Origin of the sequence: Ruegeria sp. HKCCA5839 (assembly GCF_013035585.1) — a bacterium.
Classification (GTDB): Bacteria; Pseudomonadota; Alphaproteobacteria; order Rhodobacterales; family Rhodobacteraceae; genus Ruegeria.
Window position 1 is genome coordinate 562,749 of the sequence record NZ_WQIE01000001.1, and the last position, 25,241, is coordinate 587,989.

General features: G+C 58.2%; 27 protein-coding genes. 9 read left to right on the forward strand and 18 right to left on the reverse strand.

Translation table 11 applies throughout. The features are described 5' to 3' along the window. The first annotated feature begins 23 nt into the window (after positions 1-23). From fumC to GOV38_RS02795, 6 genes are all read left to right on the forward strand, one after another. The gene (gene fumC / locus GOV38_RS02770) at positions 24-1,418 is read left to right on the forward strand and encodes a class II fumarate hydratase (RefSeq protein ID WP_171207540.1); all 1,395 of its coding nucleotides are present in this window, start codon (positions 24-26) and stop codon (positions 1,416-1,418) included. Then, complete coding sequence (locus tag GOV38_RS02775) at positions 1,418-1,594, forward strand: DUF4169 family protein (RefSeq protein ID WP_171207541.1); 177 nt, start codon at positions 1,418-1,420, stop codon at positions 1,592-1,594. Before fumC ends, GOV38_RS02775 begins: the two co-directional genes overlap by 1 nt. Then, positions 1,591-1,815 (forward strand): ribbon-helix-helix domain-containing protein, encoded by a 225-nt coding sequence (locus GOV38_RS02780; RefSeq protein ID WP_171207542.1) that lies wholly within the window; start codon positions 1,591-1,593, stop codon positions 1,813-1,815. The genes GOV38_RS02775 and GOV38_RS02780 overlap by 4 nt, the downstream gene beginning before the upstream one ends. 88 nt (positions 1,816-1,903) lie before the next feature. Continuing rightward, entirely contained in the window at positions 1,904-2,503 is a 600-nt protein-coding gene (locus GOV38_RS02785) for a TetR/AcrR family transcriptional regulator (RefSeq protein WP_171207543.1), read from the forward strand. Beyond that, positions 2,494-2,778, forward strand: a complete 285-nt coding sequence (locus GOV38_RS02790; RefSeq protein ID WP_171207544.1) for a YciI family protein — start codon at positions 2,494-2,496, stop codon at positions 2,776-2,778. Before GOV38_RS02785 ends, GOV38_RS02790 begins: the two co-directional genes overlap by 10 nt. A gap of 7 nt (positions 2,779-2,785) precedes the next feature. Further along, the gene (locus GOV38_RS02795) at positions 2,786-3,388 is read left to right on the forward strand and encodes a DNA-3-methyladenine glycosylase I (RefSeq protein ID WP_171207545.1); all 603 of its coding nucleotides are present in this window, start codon (positions 2,786-2,788) and stop codon (positions 3,386-3,388) included. Here GOV38_RS02795 and GOV38_RS02800 read toward each other — a convergent pair. From GOV38_RS02800 to GOV38_RS02815, 4 genes are all read right to left on the reverse strand, one after another. Next, on the reverse strand, positions 3,385-4,266 hold the full coding sequence (locus tag GOV38_RS02800) for a fructose bisphosphate aldolase (protein WP_171207546.1): 882 nt from the start codon (positions 4,264-4,266) through the stop codon (positions 3,385-3,387). The genes GOV38_RS02795 and GOV38_RS02800 overlap by 4 nt on opposite strands. A gap of 73 nt (positions 4,267-4,339) precedes the next feature. Further along, on the reverse strand, positions 4,340-5,689 hold the full coding sequence (locus GOV38_RS02805) for a cytochrome P450 (RefSeq protein WP_171207547.1): 1,350 nt from the start codon (positions 5,687-5,689) through the stop codon (positions 4,340-4,342). Continuing rightward, positions 5,686-6,891 (reverse strand): hypothetical protein, encoded by a 1,206-nt coding sequence (locus tag GOV38_RS02810; RefSeq protein ID WP_171207548.1) that lies wholly within the window; start codon positions 6,889-6,891, stop codon positions 5,686-5,688. Before GOV38_RS02810 ends, GOV38_RS02805 begins: the two co-directional genes overlap by 4 nt. Before the next feature lie 89 nt (positions 6,892-6,980). Further along, positions 6,981-7,733: a cytochrome c biogenesis CcdA family protein gene (locus GOV38_RS02815; RefSeq protein ID WP_171207549.1), complete on the reverse strand. Its 753-nt coding sequence runs from the start codon at positions 7,731-7,733 to the stop codon at positions 6,981-6,983. A gap of 105 nt (positions 7,734-7,838) precedes the next feature. Here GOV38_RS02815 and GOV38_RS02820 point away from each other — a divergent pair, with 105 nt between their 5' ends. Beyond that, on the forward strand, positions 7,839-8,072 hold the full coding sequence (locus GOV38_RS02820) for a sulfurtransferase TusA family protein (protein ID WP_171130476.1): 234 nt from the start codon (positions 7,839-7,841) through the stop codon (positions 8,070-8,072). 51 nt (positions 8,073-8,123) lie between these two features. Here the strand turns inward: GOV38_RS02820 and GOV38_RS02825 are convergent, their stop codons facing one another. The 7 genes from GOV38_RS02825 to purC form a co-directional block, all read right to left on the reverse strand. Then, a complete protein-coding gene (locus GOV38_RS02825) occupies positions 8,124-10,868 on the reverse strand; it encodes a ribonuclease E/G (RefSeq protein ID WP_171207550.1) in 2,745 nt (914 codons plus the stop codon). A 507-nt stretch (positions 10,869-11,375) separates the two neighbouring features. Next, complete coding sequence (locus GOV38_RS02830; protein WP_171098838.1) at positions 11,376-12,710, reverse strand: sigma-54 dependent transcriptional regulator; 1,335 nt, start codon at positions 12,708-12,710, stop codon at positions 11,376-11,378. An 11-nt stretch (positions 12,711-12,721) separates the two neighbouring features. Then, a complete protein-coding gene (locus GOV38_RS02835) occupies positions 12,722-14,500 on the reverse strand; it encodes an ATP-binding protein (protein ID WP_171098835.1) in 1,779 nt (592 codons plus the stop codon). A gap of 36 nt (positions 14,501-14,536) precedes the next feature. Then, positions 14,537-15,205, reverse strand: a complete 669-nt coding sequence (purQ, locus tag GOV38_RS02840) for a phosphoribosylformylglycinamidine synthase subunit PurQ (RefSeq protein ID WP_171207551.1) — start codon at positions 15,203-15,205, stop codon at positions 14,537-14,539. 11 nt (positions 15,206-15,216) lie between these two features. Then, on the reverse strand, positions 15,217-16,260 hold the full coding sequence (locus tag GOV38_RS02845; protein ID WP_171207552.1) for a zinc-dependent alcohol dehydrogenase family protein: 1,044 nt from the start codon (positions 16,258-16,260) through the stop codon (positions 15,217-15,219). 4 nt (positions 16,261-16,264) lie between these two features. Further along, positions 16,265-16,495, reverse strand: coding sequence for a phosphoribosylformylglycinamidine synthase subunit PurS (gene purS, locus GOV38_RS02850; protein ID WP_171099270.1), 231 nt, complete (start codon positions 16,493-16,495; stop codon positions 16,265-16,267). A 206-nt stretch (positions 16,496-16,701) separates the two neighbouring features. Then, positions 16,702-17,457 (reverse strand): phosphoribosylaminoimidazolesuccinocarboxamide synthase, encoded by a 756-nt coding sequence (purC, locus tag GOV38_RS02855; protein WP_171098829.1) that lies wholly within the window; start codon positions 17,455-17,457, stop codon positions 16,702-16,704. 187 nt (positions 17,458-17,644) lie between these two features. On the opposite strand from purC, the gene GOV38_RS02860 reads away from it, so the two are divergent. Then, a complete protein-coding gene (locus tag GOV38_RS02860; protein WP_171129337.1) occupies positions 17,645-17,962 on the forward strand; it encodes a DUF1476 domain-containing protein in 318 nt (105 codons plus the stop codon). 109 nt (positions 17,963-18,071) lie between these two features. After that, positions 18,072-19,085, forward strand: a complete 1,014-nt coding sequence (gene bmt, locus GOV38_RS02865; RefSeq protein ID WP_171207553.1) for a betaine--homocysteine S-methyltransferase — start codon at positions 18,072-18,074, stop codon at positions 19,083-19,085. A gap of 4 nt (positions 19,086-19,089) precedes the next feature. Here bmt and GOV38_RS02870 read toward each other — a convergent pair whose 3' ends face one another. The 7 genes from GOV38_RS02870 to argC all read right to left on the reverse strand — a co-directional run bounded on the left by GOV38_RS02870 (position 19,090) and on the right by argC (position 25,212). Then, positions 19,090-19,866: an enoyl-CoA hydratase-related protein gene (locus tag GOV38_RS02870; RefSeq protein ID WP_171098825.1), complete on the reverse strand. Its 777-nt coding sequence runs from the start codon at positions 19,864-19,866 to the stop codon at positions 19,090-19,092. 74 nt (positions 19,867-19,940) lie between these two features. Beyond that, positions 19,941-20,396 (reverse strand): cytochrome c-type biogenesis protein, encoded by a 456-nt coding sequence (locus tag GOV38_RS02875; protein ID WP_171207554.1) that lies wholly within the window; start codon positions 20,394-20,396, stop codon positions 19,941-19,943. Then, positions 20,393-22,357, reverse strand: coding sequence for a heme lyase CcmF/NrfE family subunit (locus GOV38_RS02880; RefSeq protein ID WP_171207555.1), 1,965 nt, complete (start codon positions 22,355-22,357; stop codon positions 20,393-20,395). The genes GOV38_RS02875 and GOV38_RS02880 overlap by 4 nt, the downstream gene beginning before the upstream one ends. Positions 22,358-22,433: 76 nt before the next feature. Beyond that, positions 22,434-23,012 (reverse strand): holin family protein, encoded by a 579-nt coding sequence (locus tag GOV38_RS02885; protein ID WP_171207556.1) that lies wholly within the window; start codon positions 23,010-23,012, stop codon positions 22,434-22,436. Beyond that, positions 23,003-23,614: a holin-associated N-acetylmuramidase gene (locus tag GOV38_RS02890; protein ID WP_171207557.1), complete on the reverse strand. Its 612-nt coding sequence runs from the start codon at positions 23,612-23,614 to the stop codon at positions 23,003-23,005. The genes GOV38_RS02885 and GOV38_RS02890 overlap by 10 nt, the downstream gene beginning before the upstream one ends. 115 nt (positions 23,615-23,729) lie before the next feature. Continuing rightward, a complete protein-coding gene (ccmE, locus tag GOV38_RS02895; protein WP_171129332.1) occupies positions 23,730-24,176 on the reverse strand; it encodes a cytochrome c maturation protein CcmE in 447 nt (148 codons plus the stop codon). A gap of 7 nt (positions 24,177-24,183) precedes the next feature. Continuing rightward, complete coding sequence (gene argC, locus GOV38_RS02900) at positions 24,184-25,212, reverse strand: N-acetyl-gamma-glutamyl-phosphate reductase (protein ID WP_171207558.1); 1,029 nt, start codon at positions 25,210-25,212, stop codon at positions 24,184-24,186. Between the last annotated feature and the right edge of the window lie 29 nt (positions 25,213-25,241).

Here is a 25,241-nt window from a genome sequence, read left to right on the forward strand (position 1 = left end):
CTGCATACCAGACGGAGTGACAGATGTCTCAGACCCGCACCGAATCCGACAGCTTTGGCCCGCTTGAGGTTCCTTCTGACAAGTATTGGGGGGCGCAAACTCAGCGCTCGATCATGAATTTCCCGATCGGTTGGGAAAAACAGCCCGTGGCCATTGTCCGCGCGCTGGGCGTGATCAAGAAAGCCTGTGCGATGGAAAACAAAGCCACTGGCAAGCTTGACGCCAAGATTGCCGATGCGATCATCCAAGCCGCGGGTGAGGTGATCGAGGGCAAGTTTGATGACAACTTCCCTCTGGTTGTGTGGCAAACCGGATCGGGCACCCAATCGAACATGAACTCGAACGAGGTGATTGCGAACCGGGCCATCGAAATTCTGGGCGGCGTGATCGGTTCGAAAGATCCGGTGCATCCGAATGACCATTGCAATATGGGACAATCGTCAAACGATACCTTCCCCACCGCCATGCATATTGCCACCGCGATGAGCGTGCGAGATGTGCTGATGCCGGGTCTGGAGAAATTCGCTACGGCGCTTGAGAAAAAAGCAAAAGAGTTCGAAGGGATCATCAAGATCGGTCGAACGCATACGCAAGATGCGACACCTTTGACGCTGGAACAGGAGTTTGGCGGATACGCACATCAGATCCGTCAGGGGATCGCCCGCGTTGAGGCGTCGATGCCCGGCATTTACGAGCTGGCGCAAGGCGGCACTGCGGTGGGCACTGGCCTGAACACGCACAATGGTTGGGACGAAGCAGTTGCAAAGAACATGGCAGACATCACCGGCCTGCCCTTTGTCACCGCGCCGAACAAGTTCGAAGCGCTGGCGGCCCATGATGCCATGGTCTTCCTGTCAGGTGCCCTGGCGACCATTGCGGGCTCTTGTTACAAGATCGCGAACGATATCCGCTTGCTGGGCTCAGGCCCGAGGTCAGGTCTGGGGGAACTGATCCTGCCGGAAAATGAGCCCGGCTCCTCGATCATGCCAGGCAAGGTGAACCCGACACAGGCCGAAGCGCTGACCCAGGTCGCCGCCCATGTGATGGGCAATGATGCGGCGATGAAATTTGCGGGCTCGCAGGGTCATTTCCAGCTGAACGTCTACAATCCGATGATGTCCTACAACCTGCTGCAATCGATCCAGTTGCTGGGCGATGCAACCGACAGCTTTACCGAGCGCATGTTGCTGGGTATCAAGGCCAATGAGCCCCGCATCGACAAGCTGATGAAGGAATCGCTGATGCTGGTGACCGCGCTTGCCCCCACCATCGGCTATGACAATGCCACCAAGGTTGCCAAGACGGCCCATAAGAACGGCACCACCCTCAAGGAAGAGGCCATTGCCCTGGGTTTTGTCGATGAGGCGACCTTTGATGCGGTTGTACGCCCTGAACAGATGATCGGCCCGAAAGACTGATGGGCAAACCGGTCAATCTGAACCGGTATCGAAAAGAAAAAGCGCGGGCTGCAAAAAAGGCCCGCGCAGACCAAAATGCTGTGGCGTTTGGGCGGTCCAAGGCGGAAAAAGACAAGGTGCTTGAGCGGCTGGACAAGCTGAAACGTGACCTCGACAATCGTGAGCTGGATGAATGAGCGGCCGCCCGGTGAAACGCTCACTGACGCTAAAGGGGCACCGGACCTCGGTTTCCCTTGAAGATGAGTTCTGGCGCGCTTTTCGCAGCATTGCAAAGGAAAAAGACATTCCAATCAATGTCCTGGCGTCGGAAATTGATGTCGCGCGAGACCCGGAAACAGGCTTGGCCTCGGCCATCCGTGTATATATCCTGAATTGGTATCAAGAGCGTTTGGACTAGAGCATGGTCAAGATGCTTGACTTTGCTAGGACAAGCGTCCTACAACCAAAATTAGGACACATGTCCTAGTTTTGGGAGCCGAATTTTGATGACTGGTCAAAGCACGAAAGAGCAGATCATACAGGTTGCCGACGATCTGTTTTATCGACAAGGATATGCAAAGACCTCATTTGCGAACATCGCGCAGGCGGTTCAGATTTCGCGTGGCAATTTCTACCATCATTTCAAAACCAAAGACCAAATCCTGGATGCGGTGATTGGTCTACGCCTGAACCGAACGCGGCAGATGCTGGACGATTGGGAGGAAGGTGTTTCACCACAAAAACGTATCGAACGTTTCATTGGCATTCTGATCATGAACCGCGCCAAGATCGCGCGTTTCGGTTGTCCGGTTGGGTCGCTATGCACGGAATTGTCCAAGCTTGAGCACAGTGCCCAGGACAAGGCCAACAAACTGTTCGAGATGTTTCAAGACTGGTTGCAGCGCCAGTTTGTACTGGCTGGACGAGGTGATGATGCGGAAACGCTTTCAAAGCGCTTGCTGGCCCATAGCCAGGGCGTGGCTACACTTGCGCAAGCTTTTGAGGACGAAGCCTATATCGATCAGGAAGTTGATCATCTAAACGCTTGGCTGCACGACGAATTAGAACGCGGTACCGAAGGTAAGGAAAGTGATCAATGTATTTAATCTTGTTAAGATTTTCAAAGAACAAGCATAAGGCACCGGAGCATGTTGACGCGCATAAGACATGGCTGAAGACAGGATTCGAAGACGGTTTATTCCTGCTCGCCGGGACGTTGAAAGAGGTCGGTGGAGGTGTCCTGGCGGTTTCGGATGACCGTGATGCCGTGACAACCTTTGTCGCTCAGGACCCGTTCGTGATCCACGACGTGGTGACCCCGGAGGTTTTGGAACTCGACCCGTCGCGCGCTGATCCGCGAATGCAGTTTCTTTTGAAATGAGGACCAAATGAGTAATCTCATCACCGGCCCTGACGGCCAACACCGCTGTGCGTGGTGCCAGGCCGCACCTGAGTTTTTTGACTATCACGACACGGAATGGGGTTATCCGGTTTCAGACGACATTCGTCTGTTCGAAAAGCTGTGCCTGGAAAGCTTTCAATCCGGGTTGAGTTGGCGCACGATCCTGAGCAAGCGCGAGAATTTTCGCAGTGCCTTTTGTGGTTTTGATTTCAACAAGATGGCCGTGTTTTCTGACGAAGATGTCGCGCGGCTGCTACAAGACACTGGTATCGTTCGCCATCGCGGAAAGATTGAAGCGGTGATCAACAACGCACGGCGTGCGCAGGAGTTGGTCGCTCAGGAAGGCTCGATCGCCGCCTATGTTTGGCGCTATGAGCCTGAAACACCACCCGCGCCGCGAAGCGCATCGACCTCACCCGAGTCGGTTGCGATGTCTAAAGATCTGAAGAAACGCGGCTGGAAATTTGTCGGCCCCACCACCGTTTATGCATTTATGCAAGCGATGGGGCTGATCAATGATCACGCCGAAGGTTGCGTCTTTCGAGACAAAGCGGCGCAAAAGCGCCGCGCGTTCGTCAAGCCGGTTTAGCAGGACGCTTTGAAGATCTTGTTGATATTGCCACCCAGGGCCGCGTTGAACTCGGCCTCAGATTGCTGCTTCGACAGCCCTTCGGTCAAGGCGCGCGAGAATGAGGCGATCATTTTGCCGTTCTGCCCCAGCAGGTCGCAGGCCTCTTCAGTCGAATAGCCACCCGACAAAGCCACAACGCGCAACACGCGCGGATGATCGGCCACCGCATCATAGAGGTTGGCTTTGGTCGGGATCGTCAATTTGAGCATCACATCCTGACCGTCTTCCAACTGATCAAGATTTTTCAGGATCTCCGCGTTCAGGATGTCTTCTGCTTCGGCTTTGGTCGCGGAGTGAATATTCACCTCCGGCTCGATGATCGGAACCATTCCGGCGCTGACAACCTCACGGGCTACGTCAAATTGCTGTGCGACAATGGCGGCGATCCCTTCTGCGTTTGCCTCGTGGATGACCGAGCGTTCCTTGGTCCCGAATACGCCACCTGCCTTGGCCAGTGTCTCGGCCAGACCGGGGATCGGTTTCATCAATTGAACACCGTTTGCCTGCTCTTCCAGCCCTTTGTCGATCTTGAGGAACGGCACGATGCCTTTGACCGACCACAGGTAGTCAGCCACTTTGCGACCCTCGATCTCTTCATCCAAAGTCCGTTCGAACAGGATGGCACCGATGACTTTGTCTTTGGTGAAGTCATCCGCCAGAATGATCCGGGCGCGCATCTTCTGGATTTCGTCAAACATCTCGGCGTCTGAACCATAGTCAGACGCTTCCACGCCATAAAGCGCCAGCGCCTTGGGGGTCGAGCCGCCGCTTTGATCCAATGCTGCGATAAATCCTGCACCTTCAGACATCTGCGCGCGCTGTTCTGCGTTGGACATAACTCTTTCCTGTTCAATACTGATTCCGGTTTACCCCCTCGCATACAGCAGCGCGGAGACGGATGGTAGGATGTTAGCGCTCAACCAAGCGCAACCAGATGCCATCTTTGGACCTGACCGTCAGATGTGCGACGGGAACCGGTGTTTTGCCGGGGATTGTTTCCAACCTGAAGCGCCGCAGGATCATCGACAAGATCAGCGGGCCTTCTACCATCGCAAAGCCCGCACCCGGGCAGACGCGCGGCCCGGCAGAGAACGGAATATAGGCATCCCGCTGACAGCGCTTGCCGTTCTCCGTGCTCCACCTGCTGGGGTCAAACCCGTCCGGGTTGTCCCATAAACGCTCATGACGATGCAGATGCCAGGGGCTCAGAACCACTTGCGCGCCTGTTGGCAGGTCGCGATTTCTGAACTGCGCAGGGCACGATGTTTCGCGCACCATCATCGGGACCGGCGGATAAAGCCGCAAGGTTTCGCGAAACACATCCCGCGCGCTGCGCAGCTTTGAGATCGTAGAAAAATCCGGTTGACCCAGCGCGTGCGCTTCTGTGGCGATCCGGTCTTGCCACTCGGGGAACAGCGCCAACAGATACAACGCCCAGGCCAAAGCGGATGCGCTGGTCTCGTGACCGGCCAGAAAGAAGATCGCCACCTGATCCACCATCTCATCGGTGTCAAAACAGCGCCCGGTGCTGGGGTCCGGTGTGGTCATGATCTTGGTCGCCAGATCATCAGGCGCGGTGCCGTTTGCAATCTGTGCAGCCCGTTCTTGTGTCATTCGCGTGATCAGGGCGCGGATATCCTGCGCGGTGCGGCGGGTGCGGCGGGAATGGAACCGAGGCATCCAGCGCGGCAACGGGACAAAGGCGGCCAGGTTCAAAAGCGGTTGTTCGCGCTGATAAGCGCGGAAATTCTGGAACACCTCCGCGGCGATCTCATGTTCAATCGGGACCGAAAACAGGGTGCGGAAAATCACGTCTGCGGCTGCGTGGCTGGTGATTTCTTCGAACTCGACGGGGTTTCTAACCCGCGATTGCAAACGGTCCGCACAAGCCTGCGCCGCTGCGCGCATTGCGGGAAAGGTATCTTTTAGCCGTCCGCCCTCAAACGCCGGATCGATAATGCGCCGCTGGGCTTTCCAGACCTCGCCGTTGGTCAGGAACACCGATTGACCCAACAGCGGGCGTAACCCTTCGCTGATACGGTTGGACTTGGGGAAATCATCAGGCCGGTCTTTCAAAACCGTTTGGATCAGATCAGGCTGATTGATCAGGTATGACCGGAAAAACGGCGTTCGAAATTCGGCCATCCAGGCACGGTACAATCGCTGTGGCTGGGCCGAGAGCAGATCCTGCCGGAATAGTTTCAGGTACCGCCGCAGCGATACTTTGTCGGCGCGGGGCTGAGGCTTGGGTGGCGTCATGGGCCGACCGAACTGTATTTGGAAACCGGTGTTTCGATCCGCGATTTTGACGGCTTACGGCCGCTGAACCGCTGCGCGAGCGTCAGGGGCCCGGCGGTGATGCGGAAATAATCGTAGTCTCCGGGTTGGTCGAAGGCGCAGAGATACTGGAAATGCAGGCGGAAAAAGCGGTGGCGCAGCTGTCGCCAGCGCTCGGGTGACAGCGTCTGTGTAAAGGCCGCTGACAGGACAAGCGGCCAGCGCTTGCCCGGCCCGGCCACGCCACTCACCGCTACGGGATCACAAAGCGCAAAGGCGCAGCCGTCGCCTGGGGCTGAGACATCGACCCAGGTCAGGTCTTCACGCGTGCTTAGAAATTGGAGGTCGCGGCGCAATTGGTCTGCGTTGGGCAGGAACGAGACCATGGGGACCACTTGCCCTAAGCTGAGGAAGGACACAGGGCGCTGTGTCTGGCGCTGTCTCAGCATCGAAGCCAGAACCAAAACCCCCAGATGCGCGCCCGAGCTGTGGCCAACCACCAGCACCTCATCTGTGTCACCATCCAGCGCGTCCCGGATCATCTGCGAAAACATGTCCAGCCGTGCGGCCAGATTGGCAGGGACCGCACCTTTCAGGGCTGAGGAATGAGCGTAGTCATGCATCAAGTAATAGGCGAAAAACCTGTTGTCGAAACGGCGAAAGGCATAGAGCAGACCATAGGCCAACCCGAACGCAGGCAAGAGAGCCAGCCAGCCTATCCAGCCCCAAAGCGGCGCAGCCGAGGCCCAAGCGATACCCACAGCCAGCGCCAATTGCCCCAGCAGCATCCCGACCGGATAAAGCGCCGCAATGACCGGCCCTTTGCGTAGCCGCATCAACCGTCCCAGCGTGCCGGTCGAAAGGTAAATCCACGCCGTCCTGAGCAATTGCAGATAGGTGCCGGGAATGGACTGCGCCATGCTCTGCTGCACGATGTCGGACCAGACCAGAACCTCGATGTCTGTTTCGGTTTCAAACCCGTCCTGGCGCGAGAACACGTGCCAACCATAGGGGCCATCACCGTTCTTGGGGCTCAATGCGATCTCATAGCCCGAAACCCGGGCCTGCGCGGCGCTTTCCTTGCGATAAAGCTCACGATAGCGACGTGGCGGAATCGGGTCATAACCGGGGATGTAGAACACCCGGCGTTTGCGCACTGTAGTTTCGGTGCTTTGACTGCTCATGCCCCTGCTCATCTGCCGCGCAGGTTAGCGCAGCGGGACGGTCAGGGTAAGACCCACCTGACCGGTCCTGCGATGTTAGAGCGATGGGTTTAACCGAAGGTTGCCAGAACCGGGAATGTTTCCAGCAGCCAGAAGCTGAACTCGGTAAACAGACCAGTGATCAGCATGATGCCCACGAACAACAGCAACCCGCCCATGATCTTTTCGATCAAAGCCATATGCGGTTTGATCTTGTTCATCACGGCCATCGACCGGTTCAGGAACATGGCAGCCAGCAGGAAAGGAATGCCAAGGCCCGCCGCATAGACACCCAGCAAAAGGGTTCCGCGCGCCACCGAAGCCTCGGACGCTGCCAGCGACAGGATCGCGCCCAGTTGCGGGCCGATACAGGGCGTCCAGCCAAACGCAAAGGCCAGACCCAGAATATAGGCGCCAAAGATCGAACCACTGGATTCGCCTGTCTCCATCCGTGCCTCACGATCCAGCAGTGGAATGCGGATGATGTTCAGGAAATGAAGACCAAAGACAATCACCACCGCACCCGAAATCTTGGCAAAAAGTACCTGATTTTGCAGCACAAAAGCCCCAAAGGCCGACGCGGTAAAGCCGAGCACCAGAAACACGGTCGACAAGCCCAGAACGAAGAACAGCGCCGACAGGGTGGCCTTGCGGCGCGCTTGCGCCTCATCTTTCATCTCGTTGATCGACACACCGCTCATATACGCAAGATAGGGCGGCACGATCGGCAACACGCAGGGGGACAGAAAACTGATCAGCCCGCCCAGCATGGCGATGAACATGGCGGGCAGAAGCCCCGCATCTATGATATCAATTCCGAACATGGTCCCCACATATGGTATCAAATGCGCGTCGTCACGAGGCCAAACGGTCACAACCTCGTGGTTGAAATCTAGACAGTGTTACAAGTTCGTCCTATCCCGAAAGACATGACGCAAAAGATCGAGACGCTGGACGCGCTGGGGTTGCTGTGCCCGCTGCCTGTTCTAAAAGCCCGCAAACGCCTTAAATCCTTGCCTGCAGGCGCTGTGCTGCGGGTGCTTGCTGATGATCCGGCTGCGATTATTGATGTTCCCCATTTTTGCACCGAGTCGGGCCATGTGCTGCTGTCACAAGACAGCGATGGTGATCACCAAGTCTATCTGATCCAGAAATCTGGCTAGATTGAATCCGGACAAGAAAAAAGGCGGGTCATGATGCCCGCCTTTTGTTTGTTATAGTGACCACCAGCCCTTGCGTTTTGGCTTGGCCGGGGCGGGTTCAGGCTCGGGCTCTGGCGTCACAGTTTCCAAAACCGGCTCTGGCGCTTCTTCTGCCGGAGCTTCAGGCTCTGCCTCTGTGGCCGTGACCTCTTGGGTTTCTTCGACCACAGCGGCCTCAGGAGGCTCTTCTGCAGGGCTTTCCTTTGGTTCAGCCTCTGCTGTCGGTTCAACAACGGGCTCAGACGTTTCTTCCTGCGCCACCTCTTCGGCAGGTGCGGCTTCGCCCGATTCTTCCGCCGCCGCAACATCCGCCTGGGCGCTCGACTCGTCAGAGTTTACTTCAGCGGGTTGCGCGACCTCAGCGTCATCGTCCTTCTTGCGGCGGCGCGGTGCACGTTTGCGCTTGGGTTTTGCAGGCTTTTCGTCCTGATCCGACGATGCTGGCTCTTCCGATGCGGTTTCGGCAGCGTCAGCGTCGTCTGACGCTTCACTCTCGGCACTTGAATCCTGTGCCTCGCCGTTTTCGCCATTGCCGCCACCTTTCTTGCGACGACGACGGCGACGTTTGCGCTTGGGTTTCTGTTCCTCGTCGGACTGGACGCTGTCTTCAACGGCCTCTTCTTCGTCCGAGGTGTCAATCGCATCCATCAATGAGGCATCCGCCGAGATAACCGGTGCGGTTGCTTCCGGCACAATCCGGCTCGCGGTCTTGAACTTCTCCATCGAAAAATCCGGGCTGACCAGATGCACATCACCTTCCACACGGACCGACAGGCCATAGCGGGCTTCGATCTGCGCAATATGCTCGCGCTTCTGGTTCATCAGGAAATTGGCGATCCCCACAGGGCACCGCACCAGAACCTCGCGTGACCGGCGACGCGTTCCCTCTTCCTCGATCTGGCGCAGGATCGACAAGGCCATACTGTCATCCGAGCGGATCAAGCCTGTGCCGTGACAGGCCGGGCATGGCTGCGTTGTGGCCTCAAGCATCCCAGGGCGCAAGCGCTGGCGGCTCATCTCCAGCAGGCCAAAGCCCGAAATCCGGCCCACCTGAATGCGCGCGCGGTCGGTCTTCAGCTTGTCCTTCAGCCGCTTCTCAACAGCCGAGTTGTTTTTGCGCTCGTCCATATCGATAAAGTCGATGACGATCAGACCGGCCAGGTCGCGCAGACGCAGCTGACGCGCCACTTCTTCGGCGGCTTCAAGGTTGGTCTTGAGCGCGGTTTCCTCGATCGAGCCCTCTTTGGTCGCCCGACCCGAGTTCACGTCAATGGCCACCAAAGCCTCGGTCACCCCGATCACGATATAGCCGCCGGATTTCAGCTGCACCGTCGGGTTGAACATCCCCGCCAGATAGCTTTCCACCTGATAGCGCGCAAAAAGCGGCAGCGCATCTTCGTACCGTTTCACGTTCTTGGCGTGAGACGGCATGATCATCTTCATAAAGTCCTTGGCGATGCGGTATCCGCCCTCGCCTTCAACCAGAACCTCGTCAATATCGCGATTATACAAATCGCGGATCGAGCGTTTGATCAGATCGCCTTCTTCATAGATCTTGGCCGGCGCAATCGATTCCAGCGTCAGTTCCCGGATCTGCTCCCACAGGCGCTGCAGATATTCATAGTCGCGCTTGATCTCGGATTTCGTGCGCTTGGCCCCAGCTGTGCGAATAATCAGCCCGGCCCCGGTCGGCACATCAATGTCCGAGGCGATTTCTTTCAGTTTCTTGCGGTCGGCCGCGTTGGTGATCTTGCGGCTGATACCACCGCCACGCGCGGTGTTGGGCATCAACACGCAATAGCGCCCTGCCAGCGACAGGTATGTGGTCAGCGCAGCTCCTTTGTTGCCGCGTTCTTCCTTGACTACCTGCACCAGCAGAACCTGGCGGACTTTGATCACTTCCTGGATTTTGTACCGGCGCGGGCGCGGTTTGCGCGGTGGGCGAATATCTTCGCTGTCATCTTCATCGGCGACCGATTCAATGGTCTCGTCTTTTGACGCCGCATCCGCGCTTTTCTCGCCCTGATCTTCATCCTCAGAGGTGTCGTCTGCCCCATCTTCGGAGCCCACGGGGTCATCCGTGTTGTCCGTGTCTTCGGCCACAGCCTCCGACGCCGCATCCTCTGCGCCTTCTTCCGCTTCGACGGACTCTGCTGCGCTAGTTTCCTCTGCGGCCTCTTCCACCTCGGCAGCAGCCTCTGAGATGTCCTCTGCAGCAGGCTCGTCCTGCGGTTCCTCAACCGGTGTTTCGGCAACAACCTCCATCGGAGACGTCCCTTCGGGTACCGGCATTTCCGCCTGATCCCCATCGTCCAGGTCGATGGTTTCCATTCCGCTGGGTTCAGACGAAACGTCCAGTGTTTCGACCGGATCGTCCGATTTGACGTCTGCCGCTTTTGTGCGTGAGCGCGACCGCCGCTTCTTGGGCTTTGCCTCTTCGGCTTCATCCCGCGCCTTCATCGCCTCGGCATAGGCGCGCTCTTCTTCCATCAGAGCTTCGCGATCCGCGACGGGGATCTGGTAGTAATCCGGATGGATCTCGGAAAACGCCAGGAAACCGTGCCGGTTCCCGCCATAATCGACAAAAGCCGCCTGAAGCGAGGGTTCGACCCGCGTGACTTTTGCTAGATAGATATTGCCAGCAAGCTGACGTTTGTTTTCGGATTCAAAATCGAACTCCTCGACCTTGTTTCCGTCGACCACCACGACGCGGGTTTCCTCCGCGTGGGTGGCATCGATAAGCATTTTCTTAGCCATGTGTCCTTGATGCACCGCGCCAAACGCGTTGTCCTGACCCGTCCGGGTGGACAGGCACATTTGGCATGATGTCTTGTAGTGGCGATATCGGACGGCGCGCGGCAAGGTCTGGCGCTATGGCCCCCTGCCCGTTCTCTCAATCGTTGCGCGCGCGTCATCGCGGTTCTTCTCCGACAAGCGCAGAGTGCTGCAGCTTGCCCATTTATTCCTTTCGCCCGAAGGGGTTCGGGCTCAGGTGCTCTGTTGTCCCATGCGGGACACAATCGGTCTGCCTTGCTGTTCGACCCTTCAGGTCACCTTCAGCAAAACAGCGAAACTCTTTGATTCGGGACTTTTGGGCACCAAAAAACGCCCGGCCCGTCAGGACACCATAAAAGCAGTCCTGTGGAAAAGACAATGGGCAAACTGCATTCGGCCGGTCCCGAACTCAGTAATCCTCTTCTTCTGTTGAAAAATACCTCGGGGGTGAATTGAGCCGCGGGCTCAAGAGGGGGCTGGCCCCCTCCCTTACAAATAGTCCGACCTTTGCAGCCCGTATTTGGCCATTTTCTCATTCAAAGTCCGGCGCGGCAGACATAGCTCTTCCATGACCGACGCAATCGACCCCTTATGTCGCCGCATCGTGTTGTCGATCAGCATCCGCTCGAACGCTTCGACATATTCCTTCAGCGGCTTGCCTTCGGTGGTCATCACCGGCTGCATTTCTTCGTGATCCGACATCAGCAATGACGCGATCGTGCCCGAGCCGCGCCGCGACTGCAAAACGGCACGTTCGGCGATGTTGATCAACTGGCGTACATTGCCCGGCCAGGGCGCCTGCAACAGTTGCGCGGCCTCCTGGGCGCTCACCTGTGGTGCATCGCAGCCATATTCTTCAGCAAACTGTTCGCTGAGACGGGCAAAGAGCGTCAGGATATCCTCACCCCGTTGCCGCAGCGGCGGCATAGTGATCCGCAGCGCGGCAAGCCGATAGAACAAGTCCGGGCGCAACACGTCTTCTGACGTTTTGCCCGCTTCCTGTAGATTCGAGATCGCAACGATCCGGGTTTCCGCCGGTGTTCCTTGCTCGTTCATAACATTCAGCAAACGGGCTTGCAGCGTGTCGCTTAGCGCTTCGATATCTTCCAAAACCAAAGTGCCACCGCGCGCCTCTTCGATGGCGGGCAACTGGCTGTCTTCCGGCAGCATCGGGCCAAACAGACGCTTCGAAAGCGCTTCCTCTTCCAGCGCCGCGCAAGAGACCAGAACAAATTTCTTACCAGCCCGACTGCCAACCGCGTGCAGCGCATGGGCCACGAGCGTTTTACCGGTGCCGGTTTCGCCATCGATCAGCACATGACCATCGGCCTGGCCCAGATCCAGAATGTCTTCGCGCAGTCGTTCCATCACCGGGCTGGCACCGATCAGCTTGTTCATGATCTGCGCCCCACCCGACAGCTCGCGCCGCAATGCGCGGTTGTCCAGTGTCAGACGGCGGGCATTGCTGGCGCGTTTGGCCAGTTCCGACATGCGGTCCGGGTTGAAGGGCTTTTCAAGAAAGTCAAACGCGCCCACGCGCATCGCCTCAACCGCCATGGGCACATCGCCATGCCCCGTGATCATGATCACGGGCAAGGTGCTGTCTGCACCCATTAGCTTTTTCAGCATCTGGATACCGTCCATGCCCGGCATCTTGATGTCCGAGATCACGATGCCCGGGTAATCCGGCCCCAACACCTTCAACGCGTCTTCTGCGCTGGCGAAGGTTTCGGTGTCATAGCCCGACAATGCCAGCCATTGGCTGATCGACTGGCGCATGTCCTGTTCATCATCCACAATGGCGATCTTCATGGCCTGTGCCATAGGTCTTCCTCTTATTCGGCGGCCTCAAGGCCGTCTGTTCCCAATATGGGCAATTGCATCTCAAACACAGCGCCGCCTTTCTGGCCATTGCGCGCCGTCAGTCGTCCCCCATGGTCGTTCACGATCCCGGACGAGATGGCAAGCCCCAGCCCCACCCCGTCACCGGGACGTTTGGTGGTGTAAAACGGCTCGAACAGGTTTTCGATATCCTCGATGCCGTGCCCGTTGTCACGCACCGTCAAGACCGCTGTATCGCCTGCCGCCAATATGATCTCGACATCAGGTTCCGCCACTGATTTGGTGGCATCCAGCGCGTTGCGCAAGAGGTTCACCATCACCTGTTCGATCCGCATCCGGTCGCCCATGACCACCACGGGGTCTTCGGGGATGATCTGCGTGATCTTGACATGTCGCTGCCGCAGCTGAGGTTCCATCATCGACAGAGATGAGGCCAGCGCATCCCCAAGATTTACTGGCGAAAACGCGTCAGCCCCTTTGCGAGCATAGGATTTCAGCTGCCGCGTGATCGCTCCCATCCGCTCGATCAGCCCATCGATGCGACCAAAGCTGGCCAAAGCCTCTTCGGGGCGATCACGCCGCAGCAGCAACCGTGCCCCGGCCAGATAGGTTTTCATTGCTGCCAGAGGTTGATTCAGCTCGTGGCTGACCGCCGCCGACATTTCGCCCAAGGCCGCCAGTTTCGAGCTTTGCGCAAGCGTCTGCTCGGCCACTTCCAGCGTCTTTTCCACCCGTTCGCGCTCAGCAATTTCTCGCTGTAGCCTTGTATTCAATGCGCGAAGCTCCGCCGACTCGCGCTGGAACAATGCCATGCGCAAGGTCGCCCTACGGCTGAGCGCATAGAAGGCCAGTGCCAGAAGAATCGCAAAGCCCATAATCTCAAGCGCCAGAACGCTGTTCACCCGTTCGCGCACCGAGGAATAGGTGGTGTAAGAGGTCATCTGCCACCCCCGGAACGGGATGCGTGTTTCCATGCGCATGACCGCCTCGCCCTGGAAATAGGCGTCAACTGGCACTGCCGTCCAATCCGTAGTTGCGCGGATGGCGCGCTGAATAGCGCCCTGAGGGGGCTGACGCAACAGCGCGTCTTGCTCGACCAAGCCACGCCATTTGGGTTCGGTTGAAAGAATAATGGTCCCGGTGCTGTCGGTGACCATGACCGCATCGGAAATCCCCGACCAGGCGCGTTCGAACTTTTGCAGATCGACCTCGACAACAATGACGCCAAGGATCTCGGAATTGGCTTCGATCCGCCGCGAATACACAAAGCTGTAGCCGCCGGATTCGCGGGCGATGACCGAAAAGATCGTCGCATTCGACCGAATGGCATCGATGAAATAGGGGGAATTGCGATGCGCCTCACCCAAACGGTTTCGATCGGTTGCTGCACGTGTCAGCCCATCTCGGTCGAGCAAAACCAAAGACGCTGCACCGATCTCTTCCACAAACGAGATCAGGCGCTGGCTCGACAGGGTATAGTCGCTGGATTGCAGCGCGGATATCAGTGTCGGGTCACGTGCCAGCAATTGCGGCACGATAGCATTGCGTCGCAATTCGCTGATCAGGTTGCCGGAATACAAGGCCAGTCGCAGTTCGGCCCGGTTGCGCGTGGACTCCGTAAACCGGTTGGTCAGCAGGCTGTTGGTGACCCAGACGGTGACAACGGCAGTCAACAGCAGCAGGACAATGGCCAAGCGCAGTCGCCACCCCAAGGTGGTTGAACGAAAACCTCTGAAGAACCCTGTCGACGCCGACCCAGTATCTGAACTCATATCGCGACGCTACGCGCCCGAGGCCCCGACCTCAAGTCACGCGGGCGCAAGAACGCCTGACAATGCGCGAAACAGCGCCGTCCCGTCTGTTCCGCCATGGCCTTCATCAGCCGCCCGCTCGGGATGCGGCATCATACCCAGAACACGCCGGTTCGGCGACAGGATCCCAGCGATGTCCCCGCGCGAGCCATTGGGATTCTCGGTATAGGAGAACGCAACACGATCCTCACCTTTTAGCTCAGCCAGGGTTTCGTCATCAGCAAAGTAGTTTCCATCATGATGCGCAATCGGAATGGCGATCACATCGCCCGCGTTATAGCCTTGGGTAAAGGCGCTGTCGCTGGTCTCGACCTTCAAGCCAACGGTGCGGCAGATGTATTTCAGACCTGCATTGCGCAACAGTGCGCCAGGCAAGATACCGGTTTCTGTCAAAACCTGAAATCCGTTGCAGATCCCGATCGCATAGCCGCCTCGCTGCGTATGCTCGACCAGAGACTTGCAGATCGGCGATTGCGCCGCAATTGCGCCGCAGCGCAGGTAGTCGCCATAGGAAAACCCACCGGGAACGCCAACGATATCCACACCATCTGGCAAAGAGGCATCCTTGTGCCAGACCATATCTACCTGAAACCCCGCCTGCTCGAAGGCAACGGCAAGATCCCTGTCACAGTTGGATCCGGGGAAAACGATAACGGCTGCACGCATGGTGATGTCTCCTAAGAGCTAAAGTCGGTGACGACCGCCACACCCGGAGGCGTCGGGGCGTCAAAGGCGGCAAGCTCGGCGCTTACCTGGTTCAGTGTAATTTGGCGGGTAACCAACGGGCTCAAGTCGACTGCACCGCTTTCGAGCAGCGACAGAAGCGAAGGGTAGCGCCAGCTGGGCATACCGCGCGTGCCCTGAAGGGTGAGTTGTCCGGAATAGAGCGCATCCATCGGCAAGGACATGACTGCATGATCGCCCGCTGGCATACCGATCTGCACCATACGGCCCAGCTTGCGCAGCGACCGCATCGCCGCAACCGTGGTCGTTTCGATGCCCAAAGCCTCAATCGCCACATGCGCACCACCACTGGTCAGGTCTTTGACAGCTTGCGGTGCATCGGTATTGGTAGCATTCACCACTGCGTCTGCGCCGAGCGATGTGGCATAGGCCAGTTTGTCATCATCAATATCCACAACGATGACTCGCGCACCCAACGCCTTGCCCAGCAACAGGGTCGAGACACCAACACCACCGCCGCCAAAGACAGCGATCCATTCCCCACCCTGAACCTTGGCGCGCCCCACCAATGCCTGCCAGGCTGTGGTGACACGGCACCCCAGTGCGGCTCCGATCTCGGGCGCTATTGTTTCGGGCAATTGGGACAGGTTCGCATCAGCATGGGCCACCGCCACATATTCCGCAAAAGCACCGTCGCAGGTAAAGCCAGGCACCACCTGATCGGCGCAGATCGTCTGATGGCCCTGCGCACAGTCCGGGCATCGGCCGCAGGCCAGAACAAAGGGCGCGATCACCCGGTCCCCAGTGCGCCAGCGTTTGACGTCTGGCCCAACGGCGACGACCTCGCCGCAATATTCGTGGCCCGGAGTCATCGGCAAGATCACATCGGGATCCGCGCCGGACCAGGCATGCCAGTCAGAGCGGCACACACCACAGGCCAAAAGCCGCAGGACAACACCATCGGCGGCAGGCTCGGGATCAGGGACCTGCATCACCTCAAGCGGTTGGCGATATCCGATCAGACGCGCGGCGCGCATGGGCTTAGCCCAGCTCGATCTCGTAGCGTTCGATAACCGTATTGGCCAAGAGCTTTTCGCACATCTCGGTCACATCGGCCTCGGTCGCGCCATCGGCCAGATCCAGATCGATCACCTTGCCCTGACGCACGCCTTCGACTTTGTCGAACCCCATGGCGCCCAACGCGTGACGAACCGCCTCGCCCTGCGGGTCCAGCACCCCGTTCTTGAGCATCACATGCACCCGTGCCTTCATTTTCGAAAACTCCACCTTTGGACCATGGGACCGGTCCGTTCCGTTGCGCGGGGGATAGCGCGCCTGACCCTTTTCGACAACCCTTTGCGGGCTTTGACCAAAGGCGGCTTTGTCGCAGCCGCCCAAATGGTGAATTTACCCGCACCCCAAATGCAAAAGGCCCCCGAAACCGGAGGCGTGTTACCTGTTGAGCGACAAAGCTTGGATCAGTTTATCAGAGTCGGCTTGGTCACATTGCTTTGCGGCAAGACGCCCAGTCGGCGCGCCACTTCGGAATATGCATCTGTCAGGCTGCCCAGATCGCGGCGGAACACGTCCTTGTCCAGCTTCTGGCCCGTCTCGATATCCCACAGCCGGCAGCTGTCGGGGCTGATCTCATCGGCGACGATCAGGCGTTGATAGTCGCCTTCGAACACGCGCCCGATCTCGATCTTGAAATCCACCAGACGGATGCCGACGGCCAGCATGACACCGCTCATGAAGTCATTCACGCGTAGCGCAAGGCTGAGGATGTCATCCATGTCCTGCTGGCTGGCCCAGCCAAAAGCCGCGATATGTTCTTCGGTGACCAAAGGATCGCCCAAGGCGTCATCCTTATAACAATATTCAACGATCGGGCGCGGCAATTGCGTGCCCTCGGCAATCCCCAGACGTTTCGACATCGACCCGGCGGCATAGTTGCGCACGATCACCTCAAGCGGCACGATCTCGCAATTGCGTACCAACTGCTCACGCATGTTCAGGCGGCGGATAAAGTGGTTCGGAACGCCGATCTGCGTCAGACCTGACATGAAAAACTCGCTCAGACGGTTGTTCAAAACGCCCTTGCCGTCGATCACATCTTTCTTTTCCGCGTTGAATGCGGTGGCATCGTCTTTGAAATACTGAACGATGGTGCCCGGTTCGGGGCCTTCATACAGAATCTTAGCCTTGCCTTCATAGATCTTTTTGCGACGCGCCATGAGCGACCTTTCCGAAACAGAGCATGGGAATGAGTCCCTTTGCCTTGGCGCTCTCATAGTGCAACCCTTGCGAACCCGCAAGTTCACCACCTCGGGCCCTTTTGACACAGCGCAAATACCTTGCACTGGCGCTGTCGTATGCTCATATCGTCAGTAACGAAGATGTAACCCAAGAGGTCCCTATTCCATGTCCACGTTTGACGACCGCGAAAATGCGTTTGAAGCCAAATTCGCCCATGATGAAGAGATGCAGTTCAAGGCGCAGGCCCGCTGCAACAAGCTTCTGGGCCTTTGGGCGGCCGAAAAAATGGGAAAATCCGGCGACAGCGCTGAAGAATATGCAAAATCTGTGGTGATCGCAGATTTTGAAGAGGCAGGCCACGAAGACGTTGTGCGCAAGGTTGCCGGTGATCTTGGACATCTGTCGTCAGCAGATGAAATCCGCGCCAAGATGGCCGAACTTTTACCTCAGGCTAAAGCCCAGGTCCTGAGCGAAGCTGGATGAACCTGACGCAAAACTCATGATCATCATGAGTTTTATGAATTTGATTTGACGCCCCTGTCGTGAGACACGGGGCGTCTCTTTATTTTAGCCCCTGTCAGGACATCGCAAGATGACAAACGCGCTGAGTGCCTTTCTTGAAACATCCGACATCATCCTGGCGGACGGTGCCACCGGAACAAATCTGTTCAATATGGGTCTGCAATCCGGGGATGCACCGGAATTGTGGAATGTAGAGGCCCCGGAAAAGATCAAGGCGCTCTATCAAGGCTCGGTCGATGCGGGCAGCGATCTGTTTCTGACCAATACCTTTGGCGGCACTTCTGCGCGTCTGAAACTGCATGACGCCCAGAATCGTGTGGCCGAGTTGAACCGCATCGGGGCCGAGCTTGGCCGTGAGGTGGCAGATGCAGCTGGTCGCCCCATCATCGTTGCGGGTTCTGTCGGGCCGACGGGTGAGATTATGGAGCCAGTGGGAGCGCTGTCTCATGCAGATGCAGTTGAGATGTTCCATGAGCAGGCCGAAGCGCTGAAAGACGGTGGTGCGGATGTGCTGTGGCTTGAGACCATCAGCGCGCCCGAAGAATTCCGCGCTGCGGCCGAGGCCTTTGCCCTGGCCAACATGCCCTGGTGTGGCACCATGAGCTTTGATACAGCGGGCCGTACCATGATGGGCGTTACCTCGGCGGATCTGGCGCAGCTGGTCGAGACCCTTCCAAATCCACCCATCGCGTTTGGCGCGAATTGCGGCACCGGCGCGTCCGACATTTTGCGCACTGTTTTGGGCTTTGCGGCACAAGGCACTGAACGCCCGCTGATCTCAAAAGGTAACGCGGGCATTCCGAAATATGTGGACGGCCATATCCATTATGACGGTACACCCGAGTTGATGGGCCAATACGCGGCCATGGCGCGGGATGCAGGGGCGAAGATCATTGGCGGGTGCTGCGGTACCATGCCCGACCACCTGCGCAAGATGCGCGCCGCGTTGGACGAAACACCACGTGGTGAGCGCCCAAGTCTGACCGAGATCACCTCCGCGCTGGGTCCGTTCACATCAGCCTCGGACGGTACCGGAGACGACGCAGCGCCTGAACGGCGCACCCGCCGCCGTCGTCGCGCTTGAGGTTTCACCGCCCTTCGAAATTCGGAGGGCGTTTTTCCAGGAAAGCCACCACACCTTCGGAAAAGTCCCGTGTGCGCCCGCACTCGCCTTGCAAGCTGGCCTCGATGGTCAGCTGTTCGGCCAACGACTTGTCATATGATCCGCGCAACGCCTTTTTGATTGCTCCGAAACCCGCTGTAGGACCATTGGCCAGATAGCTGGCGCGCTTGCGCCAGTGCTGATCGAATGTGTCATCTGACACCGCTTCCCAGATCAGGCCCCAATCATCCGCTTGTCTGGCGCTGATCTTTTCGGCGAATAAAGCAGCCCCCATGGCTTTGGCAAAGCCCATAAGGCGCGGCATGAACCAGGTGCCGCCCGCATCAGGCAACAGCCCGATCCGTGCGAAAGCCTGCAGGAAATAGGCGCTCTCGGTCGCAATCACCACATCCGCGCACAGCGCAAGATTGGCCCCTGCCCCAGCTGCGGCACCGTTTACGGCTGCGATAGTGGGCACCGGGCAATCATAGATCGACTGCAGCATCGGCTCATATTCATCGCGCAGCGCCCGTTCCAGATCGATCCGACCCGTGCTGGAGGCGTCGCCCAGATCCTGACCCGAGCAGAAGGCACCGCCCGCCCCTGTCAGCACGATGGCGCGCGCATGGCGTGCGGCATGTTTCATCGCATGAGTGATCTCGGCGCGCATATTGGTGGTCAATGCGTTCATCTTGTCTGGCCGGTTCAGAGTCAGAACGGCCAGACCGTCGGTAATGTCCAAAAGAACGTCTTGATATTCCATAAGCTTCCTCACCAGCGCGAAATCTTTTGCGGACCCTGACGCAATTCCGCAGGAAGGAAAAGCAGAACGGCGCGTCAGTCTTCTAGAATTTCCTTGAGCCGCGCTTGTTCTTCGGCGCTCAGGCTGTCTGCAGGCGCTGCGGCTTCAAGGGCCGCGCGTCGACGCAAAAAGCTCCAGCCGACAGCCAAAGCAATCAGCGCCATGATGGGTCCGGCAAGCCACAACAGCAGGTTGGCACCGGTCACGGTCGGTTTCAGCAACACATATTCGCCATAGCGGTCAACGATGAAATCCACAGCCTCTTCATCGCTATCACCGGCCACAAGCCGTTCGCGTACCAGCAGGCGCAGGTCGCGGGCTAGGTCTGCGTTGCTTTCATCGATGCTTTCATTCCGGCAAACCAGACACCGCAGGCCGGTGCTAATATCGCGCGCTCGCTGTTCGAGGGCCGGATCCTCCAGAACCTCATCAGGTTGCACCGCCCAAACAGGGGCTGCGACCAGCAAAAAGATCAGAACCAGGTGCTTCATTCCGCGGGCACTCCGGCTTTCGGTGTTTTGCGTGCGCCCGCTGCAACGCGGAACCGGCGGTCCGACAGACTGAGCAACCCGCCCAGAGCCATCAGGATACACCCGCCCCAGATCCAGTTGGCCAATGGCTTGATATAGGTGCGCACCACCCATCCGCCATTGGCCTGCTGATCCCCGATCACCACATAGACATCACGCATCAGGCGATAGTCGATGGCGGCTTCGGTCGTGGGCATCTGCGCCACCGGGTAATCGCGTTTTTCCGGGTGCAACAACGCCACGTGGCTTCCCTGCTTTTGAACCAGGATGTCTGCGGTGGTCGAAAAATAGTTCGGCCCCTGCACGCGGCGCACATCCTGCAATGTCAGGGTAAAGTCACCGACCTCAAACGGTTCGCCGGGCTGGGCCACGCGGATGTCTTCGACCTCCCACGCGGTCAGACCGGCCACTGCAAACATGGTGATGCCCAATCCGGCATGCGCGACGGCCTTGCCCCAATCGGCCCCCGGCAGCCGGAAAAGGCGCGCGAGGTTGCCAGTACGGCCTGTACGGCTCCAAAGATCGACGGCCGCGCCAAAGGTGATCCACGCGCCCAGAAACAGGCCAATCGGCCCCAGCGCGCTGCGCCCCGTCTGCATCACCCAGACCACCAGAGCCAGCGCGACAGCCAGCACAAACGCATACCGCATCGACCACGCGGCGCGCCCTAGTTTGCCGCGTTTCCAAGGCAGTGCCGATCCAATCGGCAGGGCAAGCCCCAACGCAATCATGAACGGTGTAAAGGCCGCATCGAAAAACGGCGGGCCAACCGACAGTTTCCGGTCAAAGGCCATCTCGGCCACCATCGGCCACATGGTGCCAAAAAACACCACAAAACAGCTGACCGCCAAAAGGATGTTGTTTAGAACCAACGCGCTTTCACGGCTGACGATTCCGAACACGCCCTTGGCCTCCATCGCCTGAGCGCGGGCAGCAAACAAGGTCAGCGCGCCGCCCATGAAAAAGACCAGGATCATCAGAATAAAGACGCCACGTTCCGGGTCATTGGCAAAGGCATGGACCGAGGTCAAAAGGCCCGACCGCACGATGAATGTCCCGATCAGGGAAAACCCGAAAGCAATGATGGCCAGCAGGATGGTCCAGCTTTTCAACGCCTCACGCTTTTCCACCACAATCGCCGAATGCAACAGCGCAGCCGCCAACAGCCATGGCATGAATGAGGCATTCTCTACCGGGTCCCAGAACCAGAACCCACCCCAGCCCAGCTCGTAATAGGCCCACCACGATCCCAGCGCGATACCAATGGTCAGGAATATCCAGGCGGCTAGTGTCCAGGGGCGCACCCAACGGCCCCAGGCGGCATCCACGCGCCCTTCGATCAGGGCGGCGACCGCAAAGCTGAAGGCCATGCTCAGCCCCACATACCCCAGATAGAGGAACGGCGGGTGAAAGGCCAAACCGGGGTCTTGCAGCAAGGGGTTCAGATCCCGCCCGTCAAAAGGTGCCACCGCCAGACGGTCGAACGGGTTCGAGGTGAAAAGGATGAAGGCAAAGAAAGCCACGCCAATCGCCGCCTGCACCGCCAAAACACGCGCTTTCAGGGTTGGGGGCAAACCGCTGCCAAACATTGCGGCCATGGCCCCGAACAGGGCCACAATCAGCACCCAAAGCAGCATCGATCCTTCGTGATTGCCCCAGGTTCCGCTGATCTTGTAGAGCATCGGCTTGGCCGAATGGCTGTTTTCCACCACGATACGCAGTGAAAAATCCGAGGTGGTAAAGGCCCAGACCAGCGCGGCAAAGGAAAAGCCGGTCAGCAGAAACTGCGCAATCGCCGCAGGCTCGGCGAAGGCCATCCAACCAGCCCAACGTTTTGATGCCCCGATCAGAGGCACCACGCTTTGCACGATGGCGACAAGAAAGGCGAGGATCAGTGCGAAATGGCCAAGCTCGGTAATCATGCCCGTTGTTATAGGGCGAACGCCCCCGGCGCGCCATTCACTTTCAATCCAGACGTCGCGCACAAAGTGTCGCGGTTCAGGGCGTTCTTAGACGCCGCCAGTCCTCTAGCGCCTTGTTTTCATCCGGGTCAGATACATGCTGCATCAGTTCCGCATCCGACCCCGGATCTGCCGCGCCGGGGGTGTTGCTGCGCATCTGCTCCAGCCGTTGCAGGTTCGACAGCACGGTGGGCACACGCATCATCGTGGCGCTGATCTCACGTTGCAGGTCCTGCACCTTGGCCTGATGCCGCGCCCCGAAATAGAACGAGACAACAACGCCCAGAAGCCACCATAGTGGTTCGGGCACAAGCGCAATGCCCTGCATCCGCGCGGCAAACCAGATCGGGTCGATCATGGCGGCGGCAAACAGCGCCAGGGTCCCAAGCGCCAGCGCCGGCCGTGGCAGACGGTTGAGCCCATCCATGAACCGGTCAAACGCGCCTTTCTGAGGGATTTGGAACTCGACCCCGAATTGATCCATGGCTTGCCCGCGCAAGGTGACACCGCGCTTGGCACTTTCTTCTGCGTTTTCTCGAAAGATTTCAGTCGTTTCGCGGATCACGTTACGCTCATTCCCAAACAGAAACCCCAAAATGGTCGAAATCAATCCCATGCTGCCACCCTTTTCTGAAACTCTACCCGGCTCAGATGATAAGTGGGCGACAGGAACTCCTCGGCCCGCTTAATCCAGCCCCCTTTGTCCCCGGCACGGGTGCGCGCGAATTTCCGAAGGCCCGCCCGGCGGTCTGCCAATCGGAAGTAATAATTCCGCCGCGCCACCCCATAGGCATCGCGCAGCGCCAAAGGATCAGGATTGGCCGCCTGCTTGGCCGCCCGTCCGGTCTGCGGCCCCATGACGCCATCAACGACCACATTGAACCCCATCTGGCGCAGCAGGCTTTGCAACAAGCGAACGGCCTGCCCACCTGCGTTCACATACATGTCGAACGCCGAAGGTTGCAGGTGTTCAGGCACCAAGGCCAATCTGGGCTTTTCGAAAAAATGGCGTATGAATATATCCACCGCCTGCGCGCGGCTCAGCATCTGAACGTCATCGCGCGACACTGCGCTGTCCCCGTTCAAATCCAATCCAAGCCGTCGCATTGTATGGATCGTCACGCCATATTTCGTTGCGCCACCCGGATCGTCAGGGTCGTCCACGAACCCGCCTTCGCGATGCACTATGTCTTGCGCAATTCGTCGAACTGTCTGCATGATGCCTCCGCCATTTGCGATGCGGGCAGACTGGGCGAAGCGCATTAACAGGCTGTAAGACAAAAGGGCGCTGCGAACCGCGATCCGCAACGCCCTTTTCAAAATCAACCGGGTATTACCCGTCGGTCGCTTCTTTGTAGACGCCCTGTTCCTTCAACGCGTCCACGACCTCTTTCGGCATGTAGGTCTCATCATGTTTGGCCAGAATTTCAGTGGCTTCGAAGACGCCATTGATGTAGCTGCCCGTTCCGACCATGCCCTGATTTTCAGAAAACAGATCCGGCAGAACGCCAGTGAAAGACACCGGCACGCTCTCACCGCCATCGGTCACCACAAAGCGCACGGTTTCACCCTGACCGCGCACGATCGAGCCTTCTTCGACCAGTCCACCTATCCGAAACACCTCGCTGGGTTGCGGCGGTTCGGCGATGACCTGACTGGGTGAGCGAAAGAAATTGATCCCGTCGCGCATTGCATAACCAATCAACACGGTCGCCAACACCAGCGCGGCTGTGGCCAGCAATACGACTTGGACGCGACGACGTTTCTTGAGCGTTTTCATGTCATCCTCATGGGAATAACGGGGCCATCATCAGACCGGTGGTTTCGACCTCACCTAACATCAGGTTTGCGTTCTGCAAGGCTTGGCCGCTGCTACCTTTTGTCAGGTTATCCAAGGCACCCACCACAATGGCCCGCCGCTCGACCCGGTCCGCGACAACACCGATATGGCAGAAGTTCGAGCCTCTCACGTGATGGGTCGAGGGTGTTTCGCCGAATGGTAGAACTTGAATGAACGGCTCAGCCTCATAGGCGGATTTCAGCGTTTCATAAACACTTTGCGGGTCACCCTTCACGTAAGTCGTGGCCAAAATCCCCCGGTTTGCGGGCAGCAAATGCGGGGTGAACTGCACATGAACCGGGCGTCCTGCGATCTTGGAGAACTCCTGATCGAACTCGCCCAGATGCCGGTGTGTACCGCCGACCGCATAGGCGTGATAGCCCTCGCTCAGTTCCGCATGCAGCAGGTTTTCCTTCAACGACCGACCAGCGCCCGAAACGGCGCATTTGAGGTCCAGAATGATGTCATCCAGATCGATGACGCCAGCCGACACCAGAGGCCGCAAAACGAACTGACCCGTTGCCGCGTTGCAGCCTGTGCCAGCTACAAGCCGGGCGGTGCGGATCTGATCCCGATAGAACTCGGTCAGGCCGTAAACAGCCTCTGACTGCTGCTCAAGCGCGCTGTGCGGGTTGCCGTACCACTTTTCATAGGCCTCGGCGTCCTCGAGCCGGAAATCGGCAGACAAATCAACGATCTTGAGGTCTTTTGGCAGCGCGCGGATCACGTCCTGGCTGGTTTTATGGGGCAGCGCGCAGAAACACAGATCGATCTGCGAAAAGTCGATTTCCGAGATTTTGCACAAATCCGGCAGGTCCAACTGGCGCAGATGCGGAAAGACCTGTGCCATCGAAAGCCCTGCCTTACGCTCGGCAGCCAAGGCAACGATGTCCATGTTCGGGTGCTCGGCAATCAGCCGCACCAGTTCGGCGCCGGTATATCCCGAAGCGCCCAGAATTGCGATTTTGTGGGTCATGTCAGACCTCTTTCATCTTGATGTCACAT

Bases quoted from the DNA above. Each gene is read 5' to 3' on its own strand.
- fumC (WP_171207540.1), top strand. From the start codon at position 24: ATGTCTCAGACCCGCACCGAATCCGACAGCTTTGGCCCGCTTGAGGTT.
- GOV38_RS02775 (WP_171207541.1), top strand. From the start codon at position 1,418: ATGGGCAAACCGGTCAATCTGAACCGGTATCGAAAAGAAAAAGCGCGG.
- GOV38_RS02780 (WP_171207542.1), top strand. From the start codon at position 1,591: ATGAGCGGCCGCCCGGTGAAACGCTCACTGACGCTAAAGGGGCACCGG.
- GOV38_RS02785 (WP_171207543.1), top strand. From the start codon at position 1,904: ATGACTGGTCAAAGCACGAAAGAGCAGATCATACAGGTTGCCGACGAT.
- GOV38_RS02790 (WP_171207544.1), top strand. From the start codon at position 2,494: ATGTATTTAATCTTGTTAAGATTTTCAAAGAACAAGCATAAGGCACCG.
- GOV38_RS02795 (WP_171207545.1), top strand. From the start codon at position 2,786: ATGAGTAATCTCATCACCGGCCCTGACGGCCAACACCGCTGTGCGTGG.
- GOV38_RS02800 (WP_171207546.1), bottom strand. From the start codon at position 4,266: ATGTCCAACGCAGAACAGCGCGCGCAGATGTCTGAAGGTGCAGGATTT.
- GOV38_RS02805 (WP_171207547.1), bottom strand. From the start codon at position 5,689: ATGACGCCACCCAAGCCTCAGCCCCGCGCCGACAAAGTATCGCTGCGG.
- GOV38_RS02810 (WP_171207548.1), bottom strand. From the start codon at position 6,891: ATGAGCAGTCAAAGCACCGAAACTACAGTGCGCAAACGCCGGGTGTTC.
- GOV38_RS02815 (WP_171207549.1), bottom strand. From the start codon at position 7,733: ATGTTCGGAATTGATATCATAGATGCGGGGCTTCTGCCCGCCATGTTC.
- GOV38_RS02820 (WP_171130476.1), top strand. From the start codon at position 7,839: ATGACGCAAAAGATCGAGACGCTGGACGCGCTGGGGTTGCTGTGCCCG.
- GOV38_RS02825 (WP_171207550.1), bottom strand. From the start codon at position 10,868: ATGGCTAAGAAAATGCTTATCGATGCCACCCACGCGGAGGAAACCCGC.
- GOV38_RS02830 (WP_171098838.1), bottom strand. From the start codon at position 12,710: ATGGCACAGGCCATGAAGATCGCCATTGTGGATGATGAACAGGACATG.
- GOV38_RS02835 (WP_171098835.1), bottom strand. From the start codon at position 14,500: ATGAGTTCAGATACTGGGTCGGCGTCGACAGGGTTCTTCAGAGGTTTT.
- purQ (WP_171207551.1), bottom strand. From the start codon at position 15,205: ATGCGTGCAGCCGTTATCGTTTTCCCCGGATCCAACTGTGACAGGGAT.
- GOV38_RS02845 (WP_171207552.1), bottom strand. From the start codon at position 16,260: ATGCGCGCCGCGCGTCTGATCGGATATCGCCAACCGCTTGAGGTGATG.
- purS (WP_171099270.1), bottom strand. From the start codon at position 16,495: ATGAAGGCACGGGTGCATGTGATGCTCAAGAACGGGGTGCTGGACCCG.
- purC (WP_171098829.1), bottom strand. From the start codon at position 17,457: ATGGCGCGTCGCAAAAAGATCTATGAAGGCAAGGCTAAGATTCTGTAT.
- GOV38_RS02860 (WP_171129337.1), top strand. From the start codon at position 17,645: ATGTCCACGTTTGACGACCGCGAAAATGCGTTTGAAGCCAAATTCGCC.
- bmt (WP_171207553.1), top strand. From the start codon at position 18,072: ATGACAAACGCGCTGAGTGCCTTTCTTGAAACATCCGACATCATCCTG.
- GOV38_RS02870 (WP_171098825.1), bottom strand. From the start codon at position 19,866: ATGGAATATCAAGACGTTCTTTTGGACATTACCGACGGTCTGGCCGTT.
- GOV38_RS02875 (WP_171207554.1), bottom strand. From the start codon at position 20,396: ATGAAGCACCTGGTTCTGATCTTTTTGCTGGTCGCAGCCCCTGTTTGG.
- GOV38_RS02880 (WP_171207555.1), bottom strand. From the start codon at position 22,357: ATGATTACCGAGCTTGGCCATTTCGCACTGATCCTCGCCTTTCTTGTC.
- GOV38_RS02885 (WP_171207556.1), bottom strand. From the start codon at position 23,012: ATGGGATTGATTTCGACCATTTTGGGGTTTCTGTTTGGGAATGAGCGT.
- GOV38_RS02890 (WP_171207557.1), bottom strand. From the start codon at position 23,614: ATGCAGACAGTTCGACGAATTGCGCAAGACATAGTGCATCGCGAAGGC.
- ccmE (WP_171129332.1), bottom strand. From the start codon at position 24,176: ATGAAAACGCTCAAGAAACGTCGTCGCGTCCAAGTCGTATTGCTGGCC.
- argC (WP_171207558.1), bottom strand. From the start codon at position 25,212: ATGACCCACAAAATCGCAATTCTGGGCGCTTCGGGATATACCGGCGCC.